15 protein-coding genes are annotated in these 18,449 nt (G+C 63.4%); 11 read left to right on the top strand and 4 right to left on the bottom strand.

The window, feature by feature from the left end; translation table 11 throughout:
- The first annotated feature begins 12 nt into the window (after positions 1 to 12).
- The 5 genes from CVS48_RS16715 to CVS48_RS16695 all read left to right on the top strand — a co-directional run bounded on the left by CVS48_RS16715 (position 13) and on the right by CVS48_RS16695 (position 3,604).
- The gene (locus CVS48_RS16715; protein ID WP_100855412.1) at positions 13 to 513 is read left to right on the top strand and encodes an acyltransferase; all 501 of its coding nucleotides are present in this window, start codon (positions 13 to 15) and stop codon (positions 511 to 513) included.
- Positions 514 to 549: 36 nt separating this feature from the next.
- Positions 550 to 1,362 carry a phytanoyl-CoA dioxygenase family protein gene (locus CVS48_RS16710; protein ID WP_100855411.1) on the top strand — a complete coding sequence of 271 codons (813 nt, stop codon included), beginning with the start codon at positions 550 to 552 and terminating at the stop codon, positions 1,360 to 1,362.
- Complete coding sequence (locus CVS48_RS16705; RefSeq protein WP_100855410.1) at positions 1,359 to 2,135, top strand: TylF/MycF/NovP-related O-methyltransferase; 777 nt, start codon at positions 1,359 to 1,361, stop codon at positions 2,133 to 2,135. The genes CVS48_RS16710 and CVS48_RS16705 overlap by 4 nt, the downstream gene beginning before the upstream one ends.
- A 130-nt stretch (positions 2,136 to 2,265) precedes the next feature.
- Positions 2,266 to 3,186, top strand: coding sequence for a hypothetical protein (locus CVS48_RS16700; RefSeq protein WP_100855409.1), 921 nt, complete (start codon positions 2,266 to 2,268; stop codon positions 3,184 to 3,186).
- Between the two features lie 226 nt (positions 3,187 to 3,412).
- Positions 3,413 to 3,604, top strand: coding sequence for a putative motility protein (locus CVS48_RS16695; RefSeq protein WP_100855408.1), 192 nt, complete (start codon positions 3,413 to 3,415; stop codon positions 3,602 to 3,604).
- A gap of 139 nt (positions 3,605 to 3,743) precedes the next feature.
- Here CVS48_RS16695 and lpdA read toward each other — a convergent pair whose 3' ends face one another.
- Genes lpdA through aceE form a run of 3 tightly spaced genes read right to left on the bottom strand, consistent with a single transcriptional unit; the run spans position 3,744 to position 9,944 of the window.
- Complete coding sequence (lpdA, locus tag CVS48_RS16690) at positions 3,744 to 5,540, bottom strand: dihydrolipoyl dehydrogenase (RefSeq protein ID WP_100855407.1); 1,797 nt, start codon at positions 5,538 to 5,540, stop codon at positions 3,744 to 3,746.
- Between the two features lie 12 nt (positions 5,541 to 5,552).
- Positions 5,553 to 7,223, bottom strand: coding sequence for a dihydrolipoyllysine-residue acetyltransferase (gene aceF, locus CVS48_RS16685; protein ID WP_100855406.1), 1,671 nt, complete (start codon positions 7,221 to 7,223; stop codon positions 5,553 to 5,555).
- A gap of 12 nt (positions 7,224 to 7,235) precedes the next feature.
- Positions 7,236 to 9,944, bottom strand: a complete 2,709-nt coding sequence (gene aceE / locus CVS48_RS16680) for a pyruvate dehydrogenase (acetyl-transferring), homodimeric type (protein ID WP_100855405.1) — start codon at positions 9,942 to 9,944, stop codon at positions 7,236 to 7,238.
- Positions 9,945 to 10,300: 356 nt separating this feature from the next.
- Here aceE and CVS48_RS16675 point away from each other — a divergent pair, with 356 nt between their 5' ends.
- From CVS48_RS16675 to CVS48_RS16660, 4 genes are all read left to right on the top strand, one after another.
- The gene (locus CVS48_RS16675; protein ID WP_050448986.1) at positions 10,301 to 12,055 is read left to right on the top strand and encodes a PAS domain-containing sensor histidine kinase; all 1,755 of its coding nucleotides are present in this window, start codon (positions 10,301 to 10,303) and stop codon (positions 12,053 to 12,055) included.
- Positions 12,052 to 12,678 (top strand): response regulator transcription factor, encoded by a 627-nt coding sequence (locus tag CVS48_RS16670; RefSeq protein ID WP_043545730.1) that lies wholly within the window; start codon positions 12,052 to 12,054, stop codon positions 12,676 to 12,678. Before CVS48_RS16675 ends, CVS48_RS16670 begins: the two co-directional genes overlap by 4 nt.
- Positions 12,675 to 13,526: a bifunctional methylenetetrahydrofolate dehydrogenase/methenyltetrahydrofolate cyclohydrolase FolD gene (gene folD, locus CVS48_RS16665; protein WP_050448987.1), complete on the top strand. Its 852-nt coding sequence runs from the start codon at positions 12,675 to 12,677 to the stop codon at positions 13,524 to 13,526. Before CVS48_RS16670 ends, folD begins: the two co-directional genes overlap by 4 nt.
- Before the next feature lie 472 nt (positions 13,527 to 13,998).
- Positions 13,999 to 16,065: a M3 family metallopeptidase gene (locus CVS48_RS16660; RefSeq protein ID WP_100857701.1), complete on the top strand. Its 2,067-nt coding sequence runs from the start codon at positions 13,999 to 14,001 to the stop codon at positions 16,063 to 16,065.
- 286 nt (positions 16,066 to 16,351) lie between these two features.
- Here the strand turns inward: CVS48_RS16660 and CVS48_RS16655 are convergent, their stop codons facing one another.
- Positions 16,352 to 17,137: a class I SAM-dependent methyltransferase gene (locus CVS48_RS16655; RefSeq protein WP_100855404.1), complete on the bottom strand. Its 786-nt coding sequence runs from the start codon at positions 17,135 to 17,137 to the stop codon at positions 16,352 to 16,354.
- A gap of 235 nt (positions 17,138 to 17,372) precedes the next feature.
- Here CVS48_RS16655 and CVS48_RS16650 point away from each other — a divergent pair, with 235 nt between their 5' ends.
- Together CVS48_RS16650 and CVS48_RS16645 are read left to right on the top strand one after the other, a co-directional pair.
- A complete protein-coding gene (locus CVS48_RS16650; RefSeq protein ID WP_100855403.1) occupies positions 17,373 to 17,987 on the top strand; it encodes an SCO family protein in 615 nt (204 codons plus the stop codon).
- A 137-nt stretch (positions 17,988 to 18,124) separates the two neighbouring features.
- Positions 18,125 to 18,376 carry a GlsB/YeaQ/YmgE family stress response membrane protein gene (locus CVS48_RS16645; protein WP_100855402.1) on the top strand — a complete coding sequence of 84 codons (252 nt, stop codon included), beginning with the start codon at positions 18,125 to 18,127 and terminating at the stop codon, positions 18,374 to 18,376.
- The last annotated feature ends 73 nt before the right edge of the window (positions 18,377 to 18,449 follow it).

Raw genomic sequence — 18,449 nt, 5'->3', positions numbered from 1 at the left:
CGAGCCAACGCCATGATCCTGATCGACCCCACTGCACGCGTGTCACCCCTGGCCGATATTGAAGACTCCACACGCGGCACGCGCATTGTGATCGGCCCGAAGGCCGTCGTGGATGCCTTCGTGAAGATCAAGCCCGCCGGCGGCTCAGGCGATGTCGAGATCGGCCCGGAGTGCGTGATCAATTCGGGCTGTGTGCTGTATACGGGCCACGGCATTCGCATGGGCGCGCGCGTGGCGGTTGCCGCGAACTGCACGTTCGCCCCCGCCAATCACGAGTTCCGCCGCCGCGATGTACCGATTCGTGAACAGGGCTTCCGGCCAAGCAAGGGCGGCATCGTCATCGAGGATGACGTCTGGATCGGCGCCAACTGCGTGCTGCTGGATGGCGCGATCCTGCGCGAAGGATGCGTGATTGCCGCGGGCTCCATCGTACGCGGCGAGGTGGCTGCGTTTTCGATACAGGGCGGCAACCCGATGAAGGTGCTGGGCTGGCGTGAAGAAACGGGCGCCTGAAGTCGCCTGACGCAACGAGAGAACAGTAGGAACATCATGAGCACCACGCAGCGGGAACGCTTTGAAGAGGACGGCTACCTCGTCCTGAAGGACTTCTGGAAGCACGGCGAACTCATCGAGCTGGAAACGCAGCTGGCCGAACTGGGCCAGCGCATCGTCGGACCGCAATTCAACCCGCGCGACTTCGGCCAATACGAGCTGGAGCCGGCCACGCAATCGTTGTTGTATGACCGCCTGAAGTACCTGCCCGCCCTGTCGCGGATGTCGGGCAGCCCGGCCGTCCATGACCTGTGCCGCGATCTAGGCCTGGCACATCCCTCATTGATGGGGTGCTGCAACATGCGCCTGGACAAGCCGGCAGACTCGCGTCACCTGTTTGCCTGGCACCAGGATTCGCTCTACCTGCTGGGATCGGAAAATGCCGTCACGTTGTGGATTCCGTTCCAGGACGTCAACCTGGCGTCCGGCACCATCCAGGTCATCCCTGGCAGCCACAAGCGCGGTCTCTATCCGTTCAAGCGCATCAGCGAGAAAGTGATTGCGCCCTACGTGCCGTTCTTGCAACGCGATCTGAGCCTGGACGTCGAAGTCACCGACACGCCGGAAACAATCACAGCCGCACGGGGCGATATCGTCATCTTCAAGCAGATGCTCCTGCATCGCAGCACTCCCAACCTGGGCCAACAGATCCGCTGGACCACACAACTGCGCATCACCGATCTGGCTGATGCGGAGTACCGCCGCCAGCGCTTTCCCACTGGCGACCGCACCAACATCTTTTACGTGGACTACCTGGGCCACAACGCCCAGCAACGCCGCAAGCAAGAAGCCGAGAACGCAGCCGCATGAACGACACCACCGACCCCTCCCGCTTTCGCCAGGACGGCCGCAGCACGAGCCGCGAAGTCAATTACCGCGCCGAGTTGGGCGATCTGTTTGCCGCCGCGCGCGGCAGCGCCGTTGAGAAGCTGGAGAATTTCCCCTGTTTTGTTCCGCGCCAGAGCATCGCGCGCTTTCTGTGCTTGTCCGAACTCTTCAAGATGGCGCTGCATGTGCAGGGCGACATCATGGAATGCGGCGTGAACTGGGGTGGCGGCCTGATGACGTTCGCGCAGTTGAGCGCCACGCTTGAACCCGTCAACCTGCAACGGCGCATCGTCGGCTTCGATACGTTCTCGGGCTTTTCGGGTATAGCCGAGCAGGACCAGCATGCAGTGATCCAGACGACCGAACGCCGCATCAACGGGTATGAAGCAGACAGCTTCAACGACCTGCAACGCGCGATCGAACTCTTCGATGGGAACCGCTTCATCGGGCACATTCAGAAGGTCGAATTGGTAAAGGGAGATGTCGCCGAAAGCGTACCCCGCTATCTGGCGCGCGAACCACAGACCGTGGTGTCACTGTTGCACCTGGACCTGGACCTGTACGAGCCGACCAAGATCTGTCTTGAACACTTTGTGCCGCGCATGCCGAAGGGCGGTGTCATCGTCTTCGACGAGTTGAACAATCGCACCTGGCCGGGCGAGACGCTGGCGGTGATGGAAAAGCTGGGCTTGAACAAGCTTCGGATTCAACGATTTACCTACGAACCGCACGTCAGCTACGCCATCCTTGAGTAGGCTTGGCCGGCAACCTGCCGGCGAATCCTCACCAAACCGCACTTTTTCCACGCTATTCCCCTTTTGAGGTACTTGCCGCTTACTTCATAATTGCCGTCGCACCGCTTTTGTATCTATATTTTTCAGCCCCATGACCGCCACGCCCCCCGATCCTTTCGCTACGCAGTACGACAGCACGACGGATCCAGATGCCACGGCACCGGTCGATGATGCGCAGACCCGGCGTCTGCGCGAAGAGAACCGCGCATTGCGCGAATTGTTGGCCGCCCAGGTGCAGGCCATTGCGCCGCCGCCCCTGCCCCCGCAGCCCGAGCCGAGCTGTATGCGCCGCATTGGCTGGGCGCTTATTTCGGCGCCGGGCGCCGCGCTGGTTGGCTGGCGCGCCTTGTTGGGCCGTGACGATGCCGCGCCGATTACCGGGCGCCGGGTCGGTTCAGCGACGTTGACCGTGCTGTACACCTTGGCCATCTATGCCGCGCTGGTGCTGCTGGTGGTGTCGTGGAACGCGCCGAACAATGGCATCACCGGCCCTGGCGCGACGTCCGCCAGCTCGGGCCGCGTGCCGCTGACACGTTTGCCCCTGTTGCCCGCCGATGAAGCCCCCAGCGATTGGGAGACCACGGCGCCAACGCCTGTGTCGGCACCAAGCGCGCAGCCCGCGCCGTCTTCGAACCCGATGCCCGTCAAGGCGCCGCATGAGGATCCGCCGTCGAGACCGGCATCCGACGCCCCCCCTAGCGCCCCCTCAAGCGCGCCCTCAAGCGACGCATCAAACGACGCTTCCACGGCGACTGCCCCCGTGGCATCAAACACAACGCCAGGCGCTGCCGCCCCCGCGACACCCGCGCCGCAGCCCACGCTGCGCATCACGGAGATTCCGGCGGAAAACCCCTTGGCCTGGGTCGACACCTTGAAAGGCGAATTGGCGCGTTGCGCCGAGCGGGGCTTTTTTGAACGTCCGGAATGCGCCTGGGAAGCACGCAGGCAATGGTGCGAGCCGAACCAGGGCTGGGGCGTCGTCAAGGAATGCCCTGCCCAGCCCTTACCTTGATCAGCCTGGCTTTGCTCTCGCTGCCTTGATCAGGCACCGCTTCAGGCATGCACTCAGGCATCAACCCACGCCTTCACGCTGTCACATCCCAGCCACGCAAAACACCGACAATTCTTTGCACCAAAACCGCAAACCTGCGTAATAATGCGACATGTTTGATTTGGCCAGGCCGCATCGGCTTAGCCGTATTGCCTGCCACACGCTTTCCTCTACAAGGACACAAACCATGGATTCCATCAGCAACACCGTCAACACCGCGCTGGCTTTGAAGGACGCGAATGTGGTCCAGGAAGTGCAGGCCACCGTGCTTAAGAAGGCGTTGAACGCGCAAGCCGATACGGTCGCAACGTTGATGCAATCCGTGGCACCGATGGCGATTGACAGCACGCTGGGTTCGCGCATCAATACCCAGGCCTGACGCGCACGCGTTCAGCCCCACGGCGCCGCCCACCCACGCGGCCAGCCGATAAAAAAAGCGCCGGACCCTGAACAGGGCCGGCGCTTTTTGTTTGCCGTTGCGTGGCTTGCGTGAGGCGGCCAAGCCGCCCCACCGGCAATTACTTCTTCTTCATCGGCGGCAAGTCGGTGCAGACGCCTTCCGCGACTTCGGCCGCCATGCCCACCGATTCACCCAGCGTCGGGTGCGGGTGGATGGTCTTGGCGATGTCGACAACGTCGGCGCCCATTTCCACGGCCAGGGCCAGTTCGCTGATCAGGTCGCCAGCGTGGGTGCCCACGATGCTGCCGCCCAGGATGCGATGCGTCTCCGCGTCGAAAATCAGCTTGGTGAAGCCTTCGTCGCGACCGTTGGCGATGGCGCGGCCGGAAGCCGCCCACGGGAACACGCCCTTCTCGATCTTGATGCCTTGCTTCTTGGCTTCGTCTTCGGTCAGGCCCACCCATGCCACTTCCGGATCGGTGTAGGCCACCGACGGAATCACACGCGCGTCAAAGAACGACTTCTGGCCGGCGGCGGCTTCCGCTGCGACGTGGCCTTCGTGCACGGCCTTGTGCGCCAGCATCGGCTGGCCGACGATATCGCCAATGGCGTAGATGTGCGGCACGTTGGTGCGCATCTGGCGATCGACCTCGATGAAACCTCGGTCGGTCACGGCGATGCCGGCCTTGTCGGCGCCGATCTTCTTGCCGTTGGGGCTACGGCCCACGGCTTGCAGAACGAGGTCGTAGCGTTGCGGTTCCTTGGGCGCGCCCTCGCCTTCGAACGTGACGTAGATGCCGTCTTTCTTGGCTTCGGCGCCCACGGTCTTCGTCTTCAACATGATGTTGTCGAAGCGATAGGCGTTTTTCTTCTGCCAGACCTTGACCAGGTCGCGGTCAGCGCCTTGCATCAGGCCGTCCAGCATTTCCACGACGTCCAGGCGTGCGCCCAGCGTGGAGTACACCGTGCCCATTTCCAGGCCGATGATGCCGCCGCCCACGATCAACATCTTCTTGGGCACTTCACGCAGCAGCAGCGCGCCGGTGGAGTCGACGACGCGGTCGTCCTTGGGCATGAACGGCAGCTTCACCGACTGGCTGCCGGCGGCGATGATGGCTTGCTTGAAGCGCAGCGTCTGGCTCTTGCCGTCGGCGGACGTCACGGTCAGGTGGTAGGGGTCGGCGAATTCGCCGACGCCCGTCACCACGGTGACCTTGCGCGCGCGGGCCATGCCGGCCAGGCCGCCGGTCAGCTTGGCGACCACGCTGTCCTTGTAGCCGCGCAGCTTGTCCAGATCGATCTTGGGCTCGCCAAAGCTGATGCCGTGGGCAGCCAGCTCGCGTGCTTCGTCGATGACGGCGGCGTTGTGCAGCAGCGCCTTGGACGGAATGCAGCCCACGTTCAGGCAGACGCCGCCCAGCGTGGCGTAGCGTTCGACCAGGACCACGGACAGGCCCAGGTCGGCGGCGCGGAAGGCGGCGGAATAGCCGCCGGGGCCCGCGCCCAGCACCAGCATGTCGTATTCACCGTCGGCCGAACCCTTGAAGCTGGACGCGGCGGGTGCGGCAGCCTTGGCGGCGGGGGCCGCGGCGGCTTCGGCCTTCTTGGGGGCTTCAGCAGCTTTGGGGGCATCTTTCGCCGGGGCTTCCTTGGCGGCCGGCGCGGCGGCGGCATCAGATGCCTCCACTTCCAGCACGACCGCGCCTTCCGCGACCTTGTCGCCGACCTTGACCGCAATGGACTTCACCACGCCGCCTTGCGACGCGGGGATTTCCATCGAGGCCTTGTCGGATTCGACCGTGATCAGGCTTTGTTCGGCCTTGATCGTGTCGCCCACGGCGACCAGCACTTCGATGACTTCCACTTCCTTGAAGTCACCGATGTCCGGCACTTTGATTTGAACGGTATTGCTCATAGGGCTCCCCGTTTACAGCGCGATGCGGCGGAAGTCGGCCAGCAAGGCGCCCAGATAGGCGTTGAAGCGGGCAGCGGACGCGCCGTCGATGACGCGGTGGTCATACGACAGCGACAGCGGCACCATCAGGCGCGGCACGAACTGCTTGCCGTCCCAGACGGGCTTGTGCGCGGAACGCGACACACCCAGGATGGCCACTTCGGGCGCGTTGATGATCGGCGTGAAGGACGTGCCGCCGATACCGCCCAGGGACGAGATCGAGAAGCAGCCGCCCTGCATGTCAGCGGGCGAGATCTTGCCGTCGCGCGCCTTCTTGGACAGGTCCGTCATTTCTTGCGCGAGCTGCAGAATGCCCTTCTTGTCGGCATCGCGGATCACCGGCACCACCAGCCCGTTGGGCGTGTCGGCGGCAAAACCGATGTGGTAGTACTGCTTCAACACCAGGTTGTCGCCGTCCAGCGACGCGTTGAACTCGGGGAATTTCTTCAGGGCCGCAACCACGGCCTTGATCAGGAAGGCCAGCATCGTGACCTTGATGCCCGACTTCTCGTTTTCCTTGTTCAGCGTGACGCGCAGCGCTTCCAGGTCGGTGATGTCCGCTTCGTCGTTGTTGGTGACGTGCGGGATCATGACCCAGTTGCGGTGCAGGTTCGCGCCGGAAATCTTCTTGATGCGCGACAGCGGCTTGGCTTCGATCGGGCCAAACTTGGTGAAGTCGACCTTGGGCCACGGCAACAGGCCCAGCGCGGCGCCATCGGCCGAACCACCGGCAGCGGCGGTTGCGGGGCCGGCGGCCAGCGCTTGCTTGACGAAACCACGCACGTCTTCGGCGGTGATGCGTTCCTTGGGGCCCGAACCCTTGACCTTGCTGAGGTTCACGCCCAGTTCGCGCGCGAACTTGCGCACGGAAGGCGAAGCGTGCGGCAGTTGGCCGGGCTTCAGGTTGGGGTCTTCCAGCGCGGCGGCAGGTGCCGGACGCGACGCGGATGCGGCGGCGGGTGCTTCGGCCTTGGCTTCGGTTTTGGTTTCAGCCTGCGTTTCAGCCTTGGCTTCCGTCTTCGCGGCAGGCGCGGCGCCAGCGCCACCTTCCACCACGACCACGACCGAACCCTTGGCGACCTTGTCGCCAACCTTGACCTTCACTTCCTTGACCACGCCGCCTTGCGATGCCGGGATCTCCATCGAGGCCTTGTCGGACTCCACGGTGATCAGGCTTTGCTCGGCCTTGATGGTGTCGCCCACGGCGACCATGACTTCGATGACTTCCACTTCCTTGAAGTCGCCGATGTCCGGCACTTCGATTTCGACCGGACCGCTGGCAGCGGGCGCGGCGGCTTCCGCCTTGGCGGCGGGGGCAGCGGCAGCAGCCTGCTTCGGCGCTTCCTTGGCGGTGGCCTTGGGCGCTTCTTCCTTGGCGGCCGGGGCGGCGTCCGAGGCTTCGGCTTCGGCTTCCACTTCCAGCACGACCGCGCCTTCGGCGACCTTGTCGCCGACCTTCACGGTGATGGACTTCACGACGCCGCCTTGCGACGCGGGAATTTCCATCGAAGCCTTGTCGGATTCCACGGTGATCAGGCTTTGTTCGGCCTTGATCGTGTCGCCCACCGCCACCAACACCTCAATGACTTCCACTTCCTTGAAGTCGCCGATGTCGGGAACCTTGATTTGCACGATGTTGCTCATGTCTCTTTACCCTCAGGCGTATTGCGGGTTGGCTTTGTTCGGATTGATGCCGTACTTCTTGATGGCTTCCGCCACCTTGGCCATCGGAACCTTGCCTTCGTCGGCCAGCGCGCGCAGCGCGGCAACCACGACAAAGTGACGGTCCACTTCGAAGTGCTCACGCAGCTTGGCGCGGAAATCCGAGCGGCCGAAACCGTCGGTGCCCAGCACCTTGTATTCGCGGCCCTTGGGCACGAACGGGCGGATCTGGTCGGCAAACAACTTCATGTAGTCGGTCGACGCGATGATCGGGCCTTCCGTCTTGGCCAACTGTTCCGTGACGTAAGCCACTTGCGGCTTTTTCTCGTCGGGGTGCAGCATGTTGTGGCGTTCGACGTCCAGGCCGTTGCGGCGCAGTTCGGTGAAGCTGGTGACGCTCCAGATGTCCGACGCCACGCCCCAATCGGCGTCCAGCAGGTCTTGCGCCGCCATGACTTCGCGCAGGATCGTGCCCGAGCCCATCAGTTGCACGCGGTTCTTGCCCTTGCCGTGCGACTTCAGCTTGTACATGCCCTTGATGATGCCTTCCTCGTCGCCCTGGGTCAGACCGGGCTGCGGGTAGTTTTCGTTCATCACCGTCAGGTAGTAATAGACGTTTTCCTGGTCTTCCACCATGCGCTTCAAGCCATGCTGGATGATCACGGCCAGCTCATGGCCGAACGTCGGGTCGTAGGACACGCAGTTCGGAATGGTGGACGCCAGGATGTGGCTGTGGCCGTCTTCGTGCTGCAAGCCTTCGCCGTTCAGCGTCGTGCGGCCGGCGGTGCCGCCCAACAGGAAGCCGCGCGCCTGCATGTCGCCCGCTGCCCAGGCCAGATCGCCAATGCGCTGGAACCCGAACATCGAGTAGTAGATGAAGAACGGGATCATGATGCGGTTGTTCGAGGAGTACGACGTGGCCGCCGCAATCCACGAGCTCATCGCGCCCGCTTCGTTGATGCCTTCCTGCAGCAGTTGGCCGTCGGCCGATTCCTTGTAGTACATGACCTGGTCTTTATCGACCGGGATGTACTTCTGGCCTTCCGGCGCATAGATACCGATCTGGCGGAACAGGCCTTCCATACCGAAGGTACGCGATTCGTCGGCCAAAATCGGCACCACGCGCGGGCCGAGTTCCTTGTCGCGCAGCACCTGGTTCAGGATGCGGACGAAGGCTTGGGTGGTGGAGATTTCACGGCCTTCGGCGGTGGGTTCCAGCACGGCCTTGAAGGCTTCCAGCGCGGGGGCCTTGAGTTGCTCGTCGGCCTTGGCGCGGCGGCGCGGCAGATAGCCGCCCAGCGCGGCGCGGCGCTCGTGCAGGTACTTCATTTCGGGCGAATCTTCGGCCGGCTTGAAGTACGGCAGGTCTTCCAGCTGATCGTCCGGAATCGGGATGCCGAAGCGGTCGCGGAATTCGCGGATGGATTCCAGTTCCAGCTTCTTTTGCTGGTGGGTCGGGTTCTTGGCCTGGCCCACGTGGCCCATGCCGTAACCCTTGATGGTCTTGGCCAGGATGACGGTGGGTTGGCCGGTGTGGCTGGTGGCGGCGTCAAACGCGGCATACACCTTATGGGGGTCGTGACCGCCACGGTTCAGGCGCCAGATGTCTTCGTCGCTCATGCGCGAGACGGCTTCCAGCAGCTTGGGGTGCTTGCCAAAGAAGTGTTCACGGACGAACTTGCCGTCGTTGGCCTTGTACGCCTGGTACTCGCCGTCAACGGTGTCTTCCATGATCTTGCGTAGGATGCCTTCCTTGTCGTGCGCGAGCAGCGGATCCCAGTAGCCGCCCCAGATCAGCTTGATCACGTTCCAGCCCGAACCACGGAAGTCGCCTTCCAGTTCCTGGATGATCTTGCCGTTGCCACGCACCGGACCGTCCAGGCGCTGCAGGTTGCAGTTCACCACGAAGATCAGGTTGTCGAGCTTTTCACGGGCGGCAAGCGCAATGGCGCCCAGCGATTCGGGTTCGTCCATTTCGCCGTCGCCGCAGAACACCCAGACCTTGCGGTTGCTGGTGTCGGCAATGCCGCGGGCGTGCAGGTACTTCAGGAAGCGGGCCTGGTAGATGGCCATCAGCGGGCCCAGGCCCATCGACACCGTGGGGAACTGCCAGAAATCCGGCATCAGCTTCGGGTGCGGGTACGACGACAGGCCCTTGCCGTCCACTTCCTGGCGGAAGTGGTTCAGCTGTTCTTCGGTCAGGCGGCCTTCAAGATAGGCGCGGCCATACATGCCGGGCGATGTGTGGCCCTGGAAGTAGACCAGGTCGCCGCCGTGGCCTTCGTCTTCGGCGTGCCAGAAGTGGTTCTGGCCGCAGCCGATCATGGTGGCCAGCGAGGCGAACGACGCGATGTGGCCGCCCAGGTCGCCGCCATCCGGCGGGTTGTGCTTGTTGGCCTTGACGACCATGGCCATGGCGTTCCAGCGCACGTACGAACGGATGCGCGTTTCCAGTTCCAGGTTGCCCGGATGCGCGGGCTCCAGGCCCGGCGGAATCGTGTTGACGTAAGCGGTATTCGGCGAGAACGGGATGTGGGCGCCGGAACGACGGGCTTCGTCGATCAGACGTTCCAGCAGGTAGTGCGCGCGCTGCGGCCCTTCGCGATCAAGGACTGCCGCCAGGGCTTCGAGCCACTCCTGGGTTTCTAGGGTGTCTTCGTCGTTGGCAGCCTGCGGGGCGCCAGCCTGGGCGAAAGAGGACATCGTGTGTCTCCTGTTGGGGTTCGTTCGTGACCACACCCGCTTATTCGTTCAACTCGCGGACTCTGCATGGTAGCCGGGATCATCCGGGCTACCATGACAGGCATGGGTCGGGGGGTGTTTTTCTAGAGACCTGCTTTGGGTCGGTTCCCTATCAGCCGGCATTCTAAGAAAGAAGATTAACCGGTCGCAAGGAAAATTTCATGTTGCGGTACGGCATTTCGTAATGTGAAATGTTGACCGCAAGCTGAATGGCCGATGACGCCACTTTTTAAGCTGTACGCCAAAAGCAGGGGTTGATTCCCGGTAATTCCCAGCCAACACGCACTAAAATGCGCGGTCTATCCGGCCCGAATTCCATGTCCAGCGCGCCCAAGTCCAATATTCCTACGCCGTTCCACGATCACGCCCGCACCCGCCGCCGCGGTGTGTATTGGGTCACGCCCGCCATGGTGCTGATCCTATACCTCTGTGTAATGGGGGTGTTCTTCTGGCTGCAACGCATTCATGACGATAGCGTCATGTTTGTGACGATCGACCAGGAAATGCGCCAGCAACGCCTGATATGGGTGGTGCTGGCTTTGTCCTGCGTCATCGTCATCAGCCTGTTGATGCTGTGGCGCTATACCCGGTTTCGCTCCACCGCCGAAGCCGCGCTGATCGCCGAAACCGGTTTTCGCCGCGCCATGGAAAATTCCATGTCCACCGGCATGCGCGTACTGGATATGGAAGGCCGCATCGCCTACGTGAACCCGGCGTTCTGCCGCATGATCGGCTGGAACGAAGCCGACCTGATCGGCCGCAGCCCGCCCTTCCCTTATTGGGTACCCGGCCGCCACGAACAGCACCAGCACACGCTGGACGTGCTGATGTCGGGCAAGACGCCCAGCAGCGGCCTGGAAGTGGAAGCGCAACGGCGCGATGGCTCGCGCTTTACCGCGCGCATGTATGTGTCGCCGCTGCTGGACCCCAACGGCAACCAGATCGGCTGGATGACGTCGATGACCGACATCACCGAACCCAAGCGCATCCGCGAAGCCCTGACCGCCGCCCACGAACGCTTCATGACCGTGCTGGAAGGCCTGGACGACGCCATTTCGGTCACGGCCGACACGCACGACGGCCTGGAACTGCTGTTTGCCAACCGCACCTACCGCCGCGTCTTCGGCGCGCAGACGGGCGGCCACGACGAACTGCTGGCCGGGCGCCGGGGCCGCTTCACCGACGAATCGGTGGAAGTGTTCGCGCCTTCCGTACAGCGCTGGTTTGAAGTGCACCATCGCATGCTGGCCTGGACCGACGGCCGCCGCGTGCGCATGCAGGTGGCGCGCGACATCACCGAGCGCCGGGGCCATGAAGAAGCGTCGCGCGTGCAGCAGGAAAAGATCCAACTGACCAGCCGCCTGACGACCATGGGCGAAATGGCTTCGTCCCTGGCGCACGAACTGAATCAGCCGCTGACCGCCATCGCCAACTACAGCATGGGCGCGGTGGCCCTGGTCAAGGCCGGCCACACCAGCCCCAACATGCTGCTGCCGGCGCTGGAAAAGGCGGCGTCACAGGCCGAACGCGCCGGCAAGATCATCAGCCGCATCCGCGAATTCGTGAAGCGCAGCGAGCCGCGCCGCCAACGCGTGGCGATTGGCCGCATTGTCGACAACGCCATCGGCTTTGCCGAAATCGACGCCCGCAAGCGCCGCATCCGCATCGACAGCTTCGTGCCGTCCAACGCGCCTGATGTCCTGGCCGACCCCATCCTGATTGAACAGGTGCTGTTGAACCTGCTGAAGAACGGGCTGGAAGCCATGGAAAACAGCGAGGTCGACGAGCTCAAGGTGGCAGTGATCCTGCACGAGCAGCACATCGAAGTGGCCGTGGTGGACCGCGGCCATGGCCTGGCCGAGCCCGAACGCCTGTTCGAACCCTTCTTCAGCACCAAGTCCCAGGGCCTGGGCATGGGGCTGAATATCTGCCGTACCATTATTGAATCGCACCACGGCCGTCTGTGGGCGGACCCCAATCCCGCCGGCGGCACCATTTTCCGCTTTACCCTGCCCTGCGCTGCATCCCAGCCGCAGGCCCAGAATGATCAGTCAGAGGAGTTGCACGCATGAACACGCCCCACCTGTCGAGCACGGTATTCATAGTTGACGACGACGAAGCGGTCCGCGATTCGTTGCGCTGGCTGTTGGAAGCCAACGGCTATCGCGTTCGCGCCTATGCCAGCGGTGAGTCCTTCCTGGAAGACTACGACGCCAGCCAGGTCGGCGTGCTGATCGCCGACGTGCGCATGCCCGGCATGAGCGGCCTGGAACTCCAGGAACAACTGATCGCCCGCAACGCCCCCCTGCCCATCGTGTTCATCACGGGCCACGGCGACGTGCCCATGGCGGTGTCCACGATGAAGAAAGGCGCTGTCGACTTTCTGGAAAAGCCCTTCAACGAATCCGACCTGCGCGAGATCGTCGCCCGCATGCTGGAGCAGGCCACGCAGCGGGTCAGCAAGCACCAGGCCCAAAAAGACCATGAAGCCATGCTGGCGCGCCTGACCGCGCGCGAGCAACAGGTGCTGGAGCGCATCGTCGCCGGCCGCTTGAACAAGCAGATTGCCGACGACCTGGGCATCAGCATCAAGACCGTCGAGGCGCATCGCGCCAACATTATGGAAAAACTGGAAGTGACTACCGTTGCTGATTTGATGAAAGTGGCCTTGGCCAAACCCGAGGCACATGCATGACCGCCAGGATTATTGACGGCGCCGCCCTGTCGCTGCGCATTCGCGAAGAAGTGGCCCAACGTGTTGCGGCCTTGGCTGCCAAGGGCACGCGCCCGGGTCTGGCCGTGGTGCTGGTGGGCGCGGACCCCGCGTCCCAGGTTTACGTGCGCAACAAGGTTGCCGCCTGCGAGAAAGCCGGCCTGCATTCCGTCAAGGAACAGTACCCGGCCGAGATGACCGAGGCCGAACTGCTGGCCCGCATCGCCGTGTTGAACCAGGACCCGACCATACATGGCATCCTGGTGCAGTTGCCGCTGCCCAAGCACATGGATTCCCACAAGGTCATCGAAGCCATCGCGGCCGAGAAAGACGTGGACGGGTTCCACATCAGCAACGCCGGCCTGCTCATGACCGGCCAGCCGCTGTTCCGCCCCTGCACGCCGTACGGCGTGATGAAGATGCTGGAATCGGAAGGCGTGACGCTGCGCGGCGCTGAAGCCGTGATCGTCGGCGCCAGCAACATCGTCGGCAAGCCGATGGCCATGTTGCTGTTGCAAGCCGGCGCCACCATCACCATCTGCAATTCCAAGACGCGCGACCTGGCGGCCCAAACCCGCCGCGCGGATGTCCTGGTGGTCGCCACCGGCAAGCCCGGCATGATCGACGGTTCGATGATCAAGCCCGGCGCCGTGGTGATCGACGTGGGCATCAACCGTGGCGAAGACGGCAAGCTGTGCGGCGACGTGGATTTTGCCTCCGCCAAGGAAGTGGCCGGCGCCATCACCCCCGTCCCCGGCGGCGTAGGCCCCATGACCATCGCCATGCTGCTGGTCAACACGGTAGAAGCCGCCGAACGCGCGGCGGGTTGATCCGGTAGGTGCGCTGGTGCGGCCGGTGCGCTGATGCGGCCAGTGCCGATATGGCCGAGTGCGCTGAATGACCGGTAGGATGGGTGCAGCGCGATTGACAGTGGAAAAGAACGCCACCGCCAATCGCGCGAAACCCATCAGGCAGCGCCGGGACCGTGGCGGGGCTTGGTAAAAACACCCGCATGCAATTCACGAAAGCCAGGGTGCCTGCACCTGCCACGGTGCCACATTGCCACCTTCGAAAGCCGGCGTGGCTGCGTTTGCGATGGTGCCGACGCTGCTTGATGGGTTTCGCGCGTTCATTGCCCGTTTTTTTTGTATAGTCGTTCGCGCTGCACCCATCCTACGATGCACGTAGGCTGACGCGCGCCGAACGGCGCGTGACGCAGACGGGCCTACGCATTCCTGCCCTTGCTTTTGGACAGATCGCCCCTATCTGGTCCCTATGTCTCTCGCCTTTTCCGGTAACACCATGACCCAGAATCCCCTGCTTGCCCCTGTCTCCGACCTGGTCGATTATGCGGCCGTCAAGCCGGGGCATATTGTCCCGGCCGTGGAAGAACTGCTGGGCATCGCCCGCAAGGCGGTCGACCATGCCGCTGATTCCGCGCTGGCGCCCACCTGGGAAGCCGTGGTGGAACCGCTGGATACCGCCTCCGAGCGCCTGTGGCGCGCCTGGTCGGTGGCTGGCCACCTGAACGCCGTGGTCAACACGCCGGAACTGCGCGAAGCCTACAACGCCGCGCTGCCGCTCATTACCGAATTTTCCACCTGGGTCGGGCTGCACGAAGGTCTGTACCGACAGTACCAGCGCCTGGCCGCTGCCCCTGATTTTGCGTCGTGGTCGCCCGTGCGCCGCCGCATCGTCGAAATGGCGCTGCGCGACTTCCGCTTGAGCGGCGTGGAACTGCGAGGCGCCGATCGCGAGCGCTATGCGCAGATCTCTGACCGCGAAGCCCAGGCATCGCAGAAGTTCTCCGAAAACGTGCTGGACGCCATCGACGCGTGGTCCTTGCTGGTGGACGATGAGTCCCGCCTGACCGGCATCCCCGCCGACGTCCTGTCAGCCGCCCGCGCCGCCGCCGAAGAAGACGGCAAGCCGGGTTGGAAACTGACCCTGAAAATGCCGTGCTACCTGCCCGTCATGCAATACGCGCAAGACCGCGCCCTGCGCGAAGCGCTGTACCGTGGCTATGGCACCGTGGCCTCCGAACAAGGCGAAGCCAAGTTCGACAATTCTCCGCTGATCGAAGAACTGCTGTCGCTGCGCGCCGAGGAATCCGGCCTGCTGGGCCTGGGCACCTACGCATCGCTGCGCCTGCAAACCCGCATGGCGCGCGACGCCCGCGAAGTCACCGAATTCCTGCGCGACCTGGCCGCGCGCGCCAAACCGTTCGCGCAGCGTGACCTGGCCGAACTCAAGGCCTACGCCACCGGCGAATTGGGCCTGGACGAGCTGCAACCCTGGGACGTGGCCTTCGCCTCGGAACGCCTGCGCGAATCGCGCTATGCCTATTCCGAAGATGAAGTGAAGCAGTACTTCACCGAGCCCCGCGTGCTGGCCGGTCTGTTCGACGTCATTGAAAAGCTGTTCGACGTGCGCCTGACCGAAACGCCCGTCTCCACCTGGCACAGCGACGCGCGCGGCGTGCGCGTGGAACGCCCGGACGGCGGCTTGATCGGCTATCTGTACCTGGATCTGTACGCCCGTTCCGGCAAGCAAAGCGGTGCCTGGGTGGATAGCGAACGCGCTCGCCGTGTGGTGGCCGGCCACGTGCAAACGCCCGTGGTCTACCTGACCTGCAACTTCTCGCGCCCCAATGGCGAGCGCGCCGCCGTGCTGACGCACGACGACGTCATCACCCTGTTCCACGAAACCGGCCATGCGCTGCACGCGCTGTTGTCGGAAGTGGACGAACCCGGCGCGGCGGCATTTGCCAGCGTGGAGTGGGACGCCATCGAACTGCCCTCGCAGTTCATGGAAAATTTCTGCTGGGAATGGGCGGTGGTGCAGAAGCTGTCGGCGCATGTGGACACGGGCGAACCGCTGCCGCGCGCGCTGTACGACCGCCTGGTCGCGGCGCGCAATTACCAAAGCGGCATGCAGGCCGTGCGCCAGATTGAATTCGCGCTGTTCGACATGCTGATGCACGACCGCGCCAAGGGTGCATCCATTTCGGAAGTGCTGGCGCTGCTGCAGGAAGTGCGCCAGGAAGTGGCGGTGCTGTTCCCGCCGTCGTGGCACCGCCTGCCGCACGCGTTCTCGCATCTGTTCGCGGGCGGCTACGGCGCGGGTTACTACAGCTACAAGTGGGCCGAAGTGCTGTCGGCGGATGCCTACGAGGCCTTCGAAGAAGCCGCGGCCAAGCAGCCCGGCAACGCGCTGGGCACACTGGACCCGGAAACCGGCGCCCGCTTCCGCCGCGAAGTCCTGGCCGTGGGCGGTTCCCGCCCCGCCGCCGATTCCTTCGCCGCCTTCCGCGGCCGCCCCCCCCGCATCGACGCCCTGCTGCGCCACAGCGGCATGAGCGGCACGTAAAACGCCGACGTAGGATGGGTGAAGCGCGGCAAAATCGATGCAAGAAACAAAGCATCTGCCGTGCGTAACCCATCAGCAGCCGGCACCATCACGCCGACGCCACCAGATGGGTTACGCGCGATTCAGGCCATTGATTTTCTACACCGCATCGCGCGCTTCACCCATCCTACGAAAAACGAACGCCGAACAACGGACGACGAACGCCGAACGCCGAACAACGAACGTAGGATGGGTGAAGCGCGGCAAATCCGATGCAAGAAACACGCCATCTGCCGCGCGAAACCCATCACACCCCCCGCACCGCCGACACCACCAACCACCTTCCATGCACCGACTGCCTGGACCCGGCCTGCTTCCAGAACCCGCGAATGTCCTCGTTCTCGGCCCGCTTCACGCGCCGTCGGTAGTACAACCGTGACGGCACGGCCAGCACATGTTCCATCATCCGCTTCGGTTTCGGTTCATCCACCTCATGCAGCGTGATATCCACGAAACCGTAATGCGACAACAACAAATGCAGTTGCGGGAAGCTCCACGGGAAATACGTGATGTAGTCTTCGCCCCGCTTGCGACCCACCATGGGCCGGAAACCGGAATGGAAGCCCCGCATCAAAAACTGCAGCCGTGACCGCATGTTCCAGGTATTGGGCGTGGTGATGATCGCCGTGCCCCCGGGGCGCAGCGCATCGTGCAGACTTTGCAGCAGCACGCCCGGATTCGTCATCAAGTGAATCGCCTCGCAGCAGACCACCGCGTCATAGGCCTTGGCCACGCTCAGCGGGGTATCCAGGTCGTGTTCGGTCACTGACCGATAGCCCGCGCTTGCCGCGGGAAATTCCCATAGGCCCACGCCGTCAACGGCCACTTGCCCGCCGGCAACGGCTACTTGCCCGCCATCACCGGCTACTCGCCCACCATCACCGGCCACTTGCACGCCTCCCTCGGCGGCCAGCGCTTCACCCAACCAGCCCACGCCGCAAGGCGCGTCCAGCACCTGCTTGGCACGCCGGGCACGCAGGATGTCGATAACCACCGGGTAATACGGGTAATTAAGGCTGGTGCTTGCTGCCATATCCACGTTAAAGCTCTCCTGACATCAACACTGACGACGCACCGAATGTACTGCGGCGTCGTGGTCTGGCGAAAGCGGAAACAGCACGCCATAAGTTTGCGTCAGGACAAACATCCCCCTCACATCAGGCCCGCAACGCCGCACCGCCCGCCGCCCCACCCCGGCCATGAAGGTAGAATCAACCCGCTTGCCGCGGGCTTGCCCTTCGTTCAACCTTTTGGCACCTCCTGGACTCATGCGACACCTCATTACCGGCCGCGCCTGGCGCGGCCTGCTGTTGGCTCTGTGTGTGTTTCTTGCCGCCTGCGGCGATCGGAACGTGGACTGGACGCTCTACAACGTCAAGGGCCACCTGCCTGACCTGAAATTCTCGCTGCCCGGCGCGGGCGGCAAGACCATCAACAGCGACGATCTCAAAGGCAAGACGGTCATGCTGTTCTTCGGGTACGCCAGTTGCCCCGACATCTGCCCCACCACCATGGCGCAACTGACCGCCGTGCTGCAGAACCTGGGTGACAAGGCCGAAAACGTGCGCATCGTGTTCGTCAGCGTCGATCCGCACCGTGACACGCCCGACATCCTGCAGGCCTATGTCAATGCCTTCAACAACAGCGCCATCGGTGTGACCGGTAACGAAAAGCAGGTCGCCGACCTGGCCCGCCGCTACCGCGTGGCCTACCAGATTGAAAAGCCGCGCCCCGGCGATGACGCCGACATGTACGAAGTGACGCACAGCCGTGGCGTGTACATTTTCGACAAGGACGGCCACGCGCGCCTGCTGGCGTCCGACACCGACAGCGTCGAAGCCCTGACCAAGGACGTCCGCCAATTGATCGACATTACGTCCTGATCCGGCCACGGCCAGCGCCGTGCAGCGCAGCATGTTGCATGGCAACCCCACATACCAGTTGTTACAGCCGCCCAATAAAGAGCGTGGGTATCATCATTGCGCATGGCCCCCTTTTTTCCAAAGCAAGGAGTACGCGCATGAGCATTATCATCATGATCATCGTCGGGTTCATCGTGGGCTTGATCGCCCGCGCCATCATGCCCGGAGACCAGAACATGGGGATCATCATGACCACCATCCTGGGTATCGTCGGCGCCGTGGTGGCAGGGTTCCTGGGACAGACGATGGGCTGGTATGCGGAAGGCGAACCCGCGGGCTGGATCGCGTCGGTGATAGGCGCCATCATCGTGCTGTTCGTGGTTGGCATGATCGCCCGCAAGCGCGCTTGACGCCCTGCTACAGCAATCATCAATAAAAACGGGCCGATCTTTCGATCGGCCCGTTTCTTTTTCACCAAACTTC

It is taken from the genome of Achromobacter spanius (assembly GCF_002812705.1).
Lineage (GTDB): Bacteria > Pseudomonadota > Gammaproteobacteria > Burkholderiales > Burkholderiaceae_B > Achromobacter > Achromobacter spanius.
The sequence above is the reverse complement of the archived record's forward strand: the minus strand, read 5'-3'. Positions and strand labels throughout refer to the sequence as shown.

Bases quoted from the DNA above. Each gene is read 5' to 3' on its own strand.
- CVS48_RS16660 (WP_100857701.1), top strand. From the start codon at position 13,999: ATGACCCAGAATCCCCTGCTTGCCCCTGTCTCCGACCTGGTCGATTAT.
- CVS48_RS16700 (WP_100855409.1), top strand. From the start codon at position 2,266: ATGACCGCCACGCCCCCCGATCCTTTCGCTACGCAGTACGACAGCACG.
- aceE (WP_100855405.1), bottom strand. From the start codon at position 9,944: ATGTCCTCTTTCGCCCAGGCTGGCGCCCCGCAGGCTGCCAACGACGAA.
- aceF (WP_100855406.1), bottom strand. From the start codon at position 7,223: ATGAGCAACATCGTGCAAATCAAGGTTCCCGACATCGGCGACTTCAAG.
- CVS48_RS16650 (WP_100855403.1), top strand. From the start codon at position 17,373: ATGCGACACCTCATTACCGGCCGCGCCTGGCGCGGCCTGCTGTTGGCT.
- CVS48_RS16670 (WP_043545730.1), top strand. From the start codon at position 12,052: ATGAACACGCCCCACCTGTCGAGCACGGTATTCATAGTTGACGACGAC.
- CVS48_RS16675 (WP_050448986.1), top strand. From the start codon at position 10,301: ATGTCCAGCGCGCCCAAGTCCAATATTCCTACGCCGTTCCACGATCAC.
- CVS48_RS16655 (WP_100855404.1), bottom strand. From the start codon at position 17,137: ATGGCAGCAAGCACCAGCCTTAATTACCCGTATTACCCGGTGGTTATC.
- CVS48_RS16710 (WP_100855411.1), top strand. From the start codon at position 550: ATGAGCACCACGCAGCGGGAACGCTTTGAAGAGGACGGCTACCTCGTC.
- CVS48_RS16705 (WP_100855410.1), top strand. From the start codon at position 1,359: ATGAACGACACCACCGACCCCTCCCGCTTTCGCCAGGACGGCCGCAGC.
- CVS48_RS16715 (WP_100855412.1), top strand. From the start codon at position 13: ATGATCCTGATCGACCCCACTGCACGCGTGTCACCCCTGGCCGATATT.
- CVS48_RS16695 (WP_100855408.1), top strand. From the start codon at position 3,413: ATGGATTCCATCAGCAACACCGTCAACACCGCGCTGGCTTTGAAGGAC.
- folD (WP_050448987.1), top strand. From the start codon at position 12,675: ATGACCGCCAGGATTATTGACGGCGCCGCCCTGTCGCTGCGCATTCGC.
- lpdA (WP_100855407.1), bottom strand. From the start codon at position 5,540: ATGAGCAATACCGTTCAAATCAAAGTGCCGGACATCGGTGACTTCAAG.
- CVS48_RS16645 (WP_100855402.1), top strand. From the start codon at position 18,125: ATGAGCATTATCATCATGATCATCGTCGGGTTCATCGTGGGCTTGATC.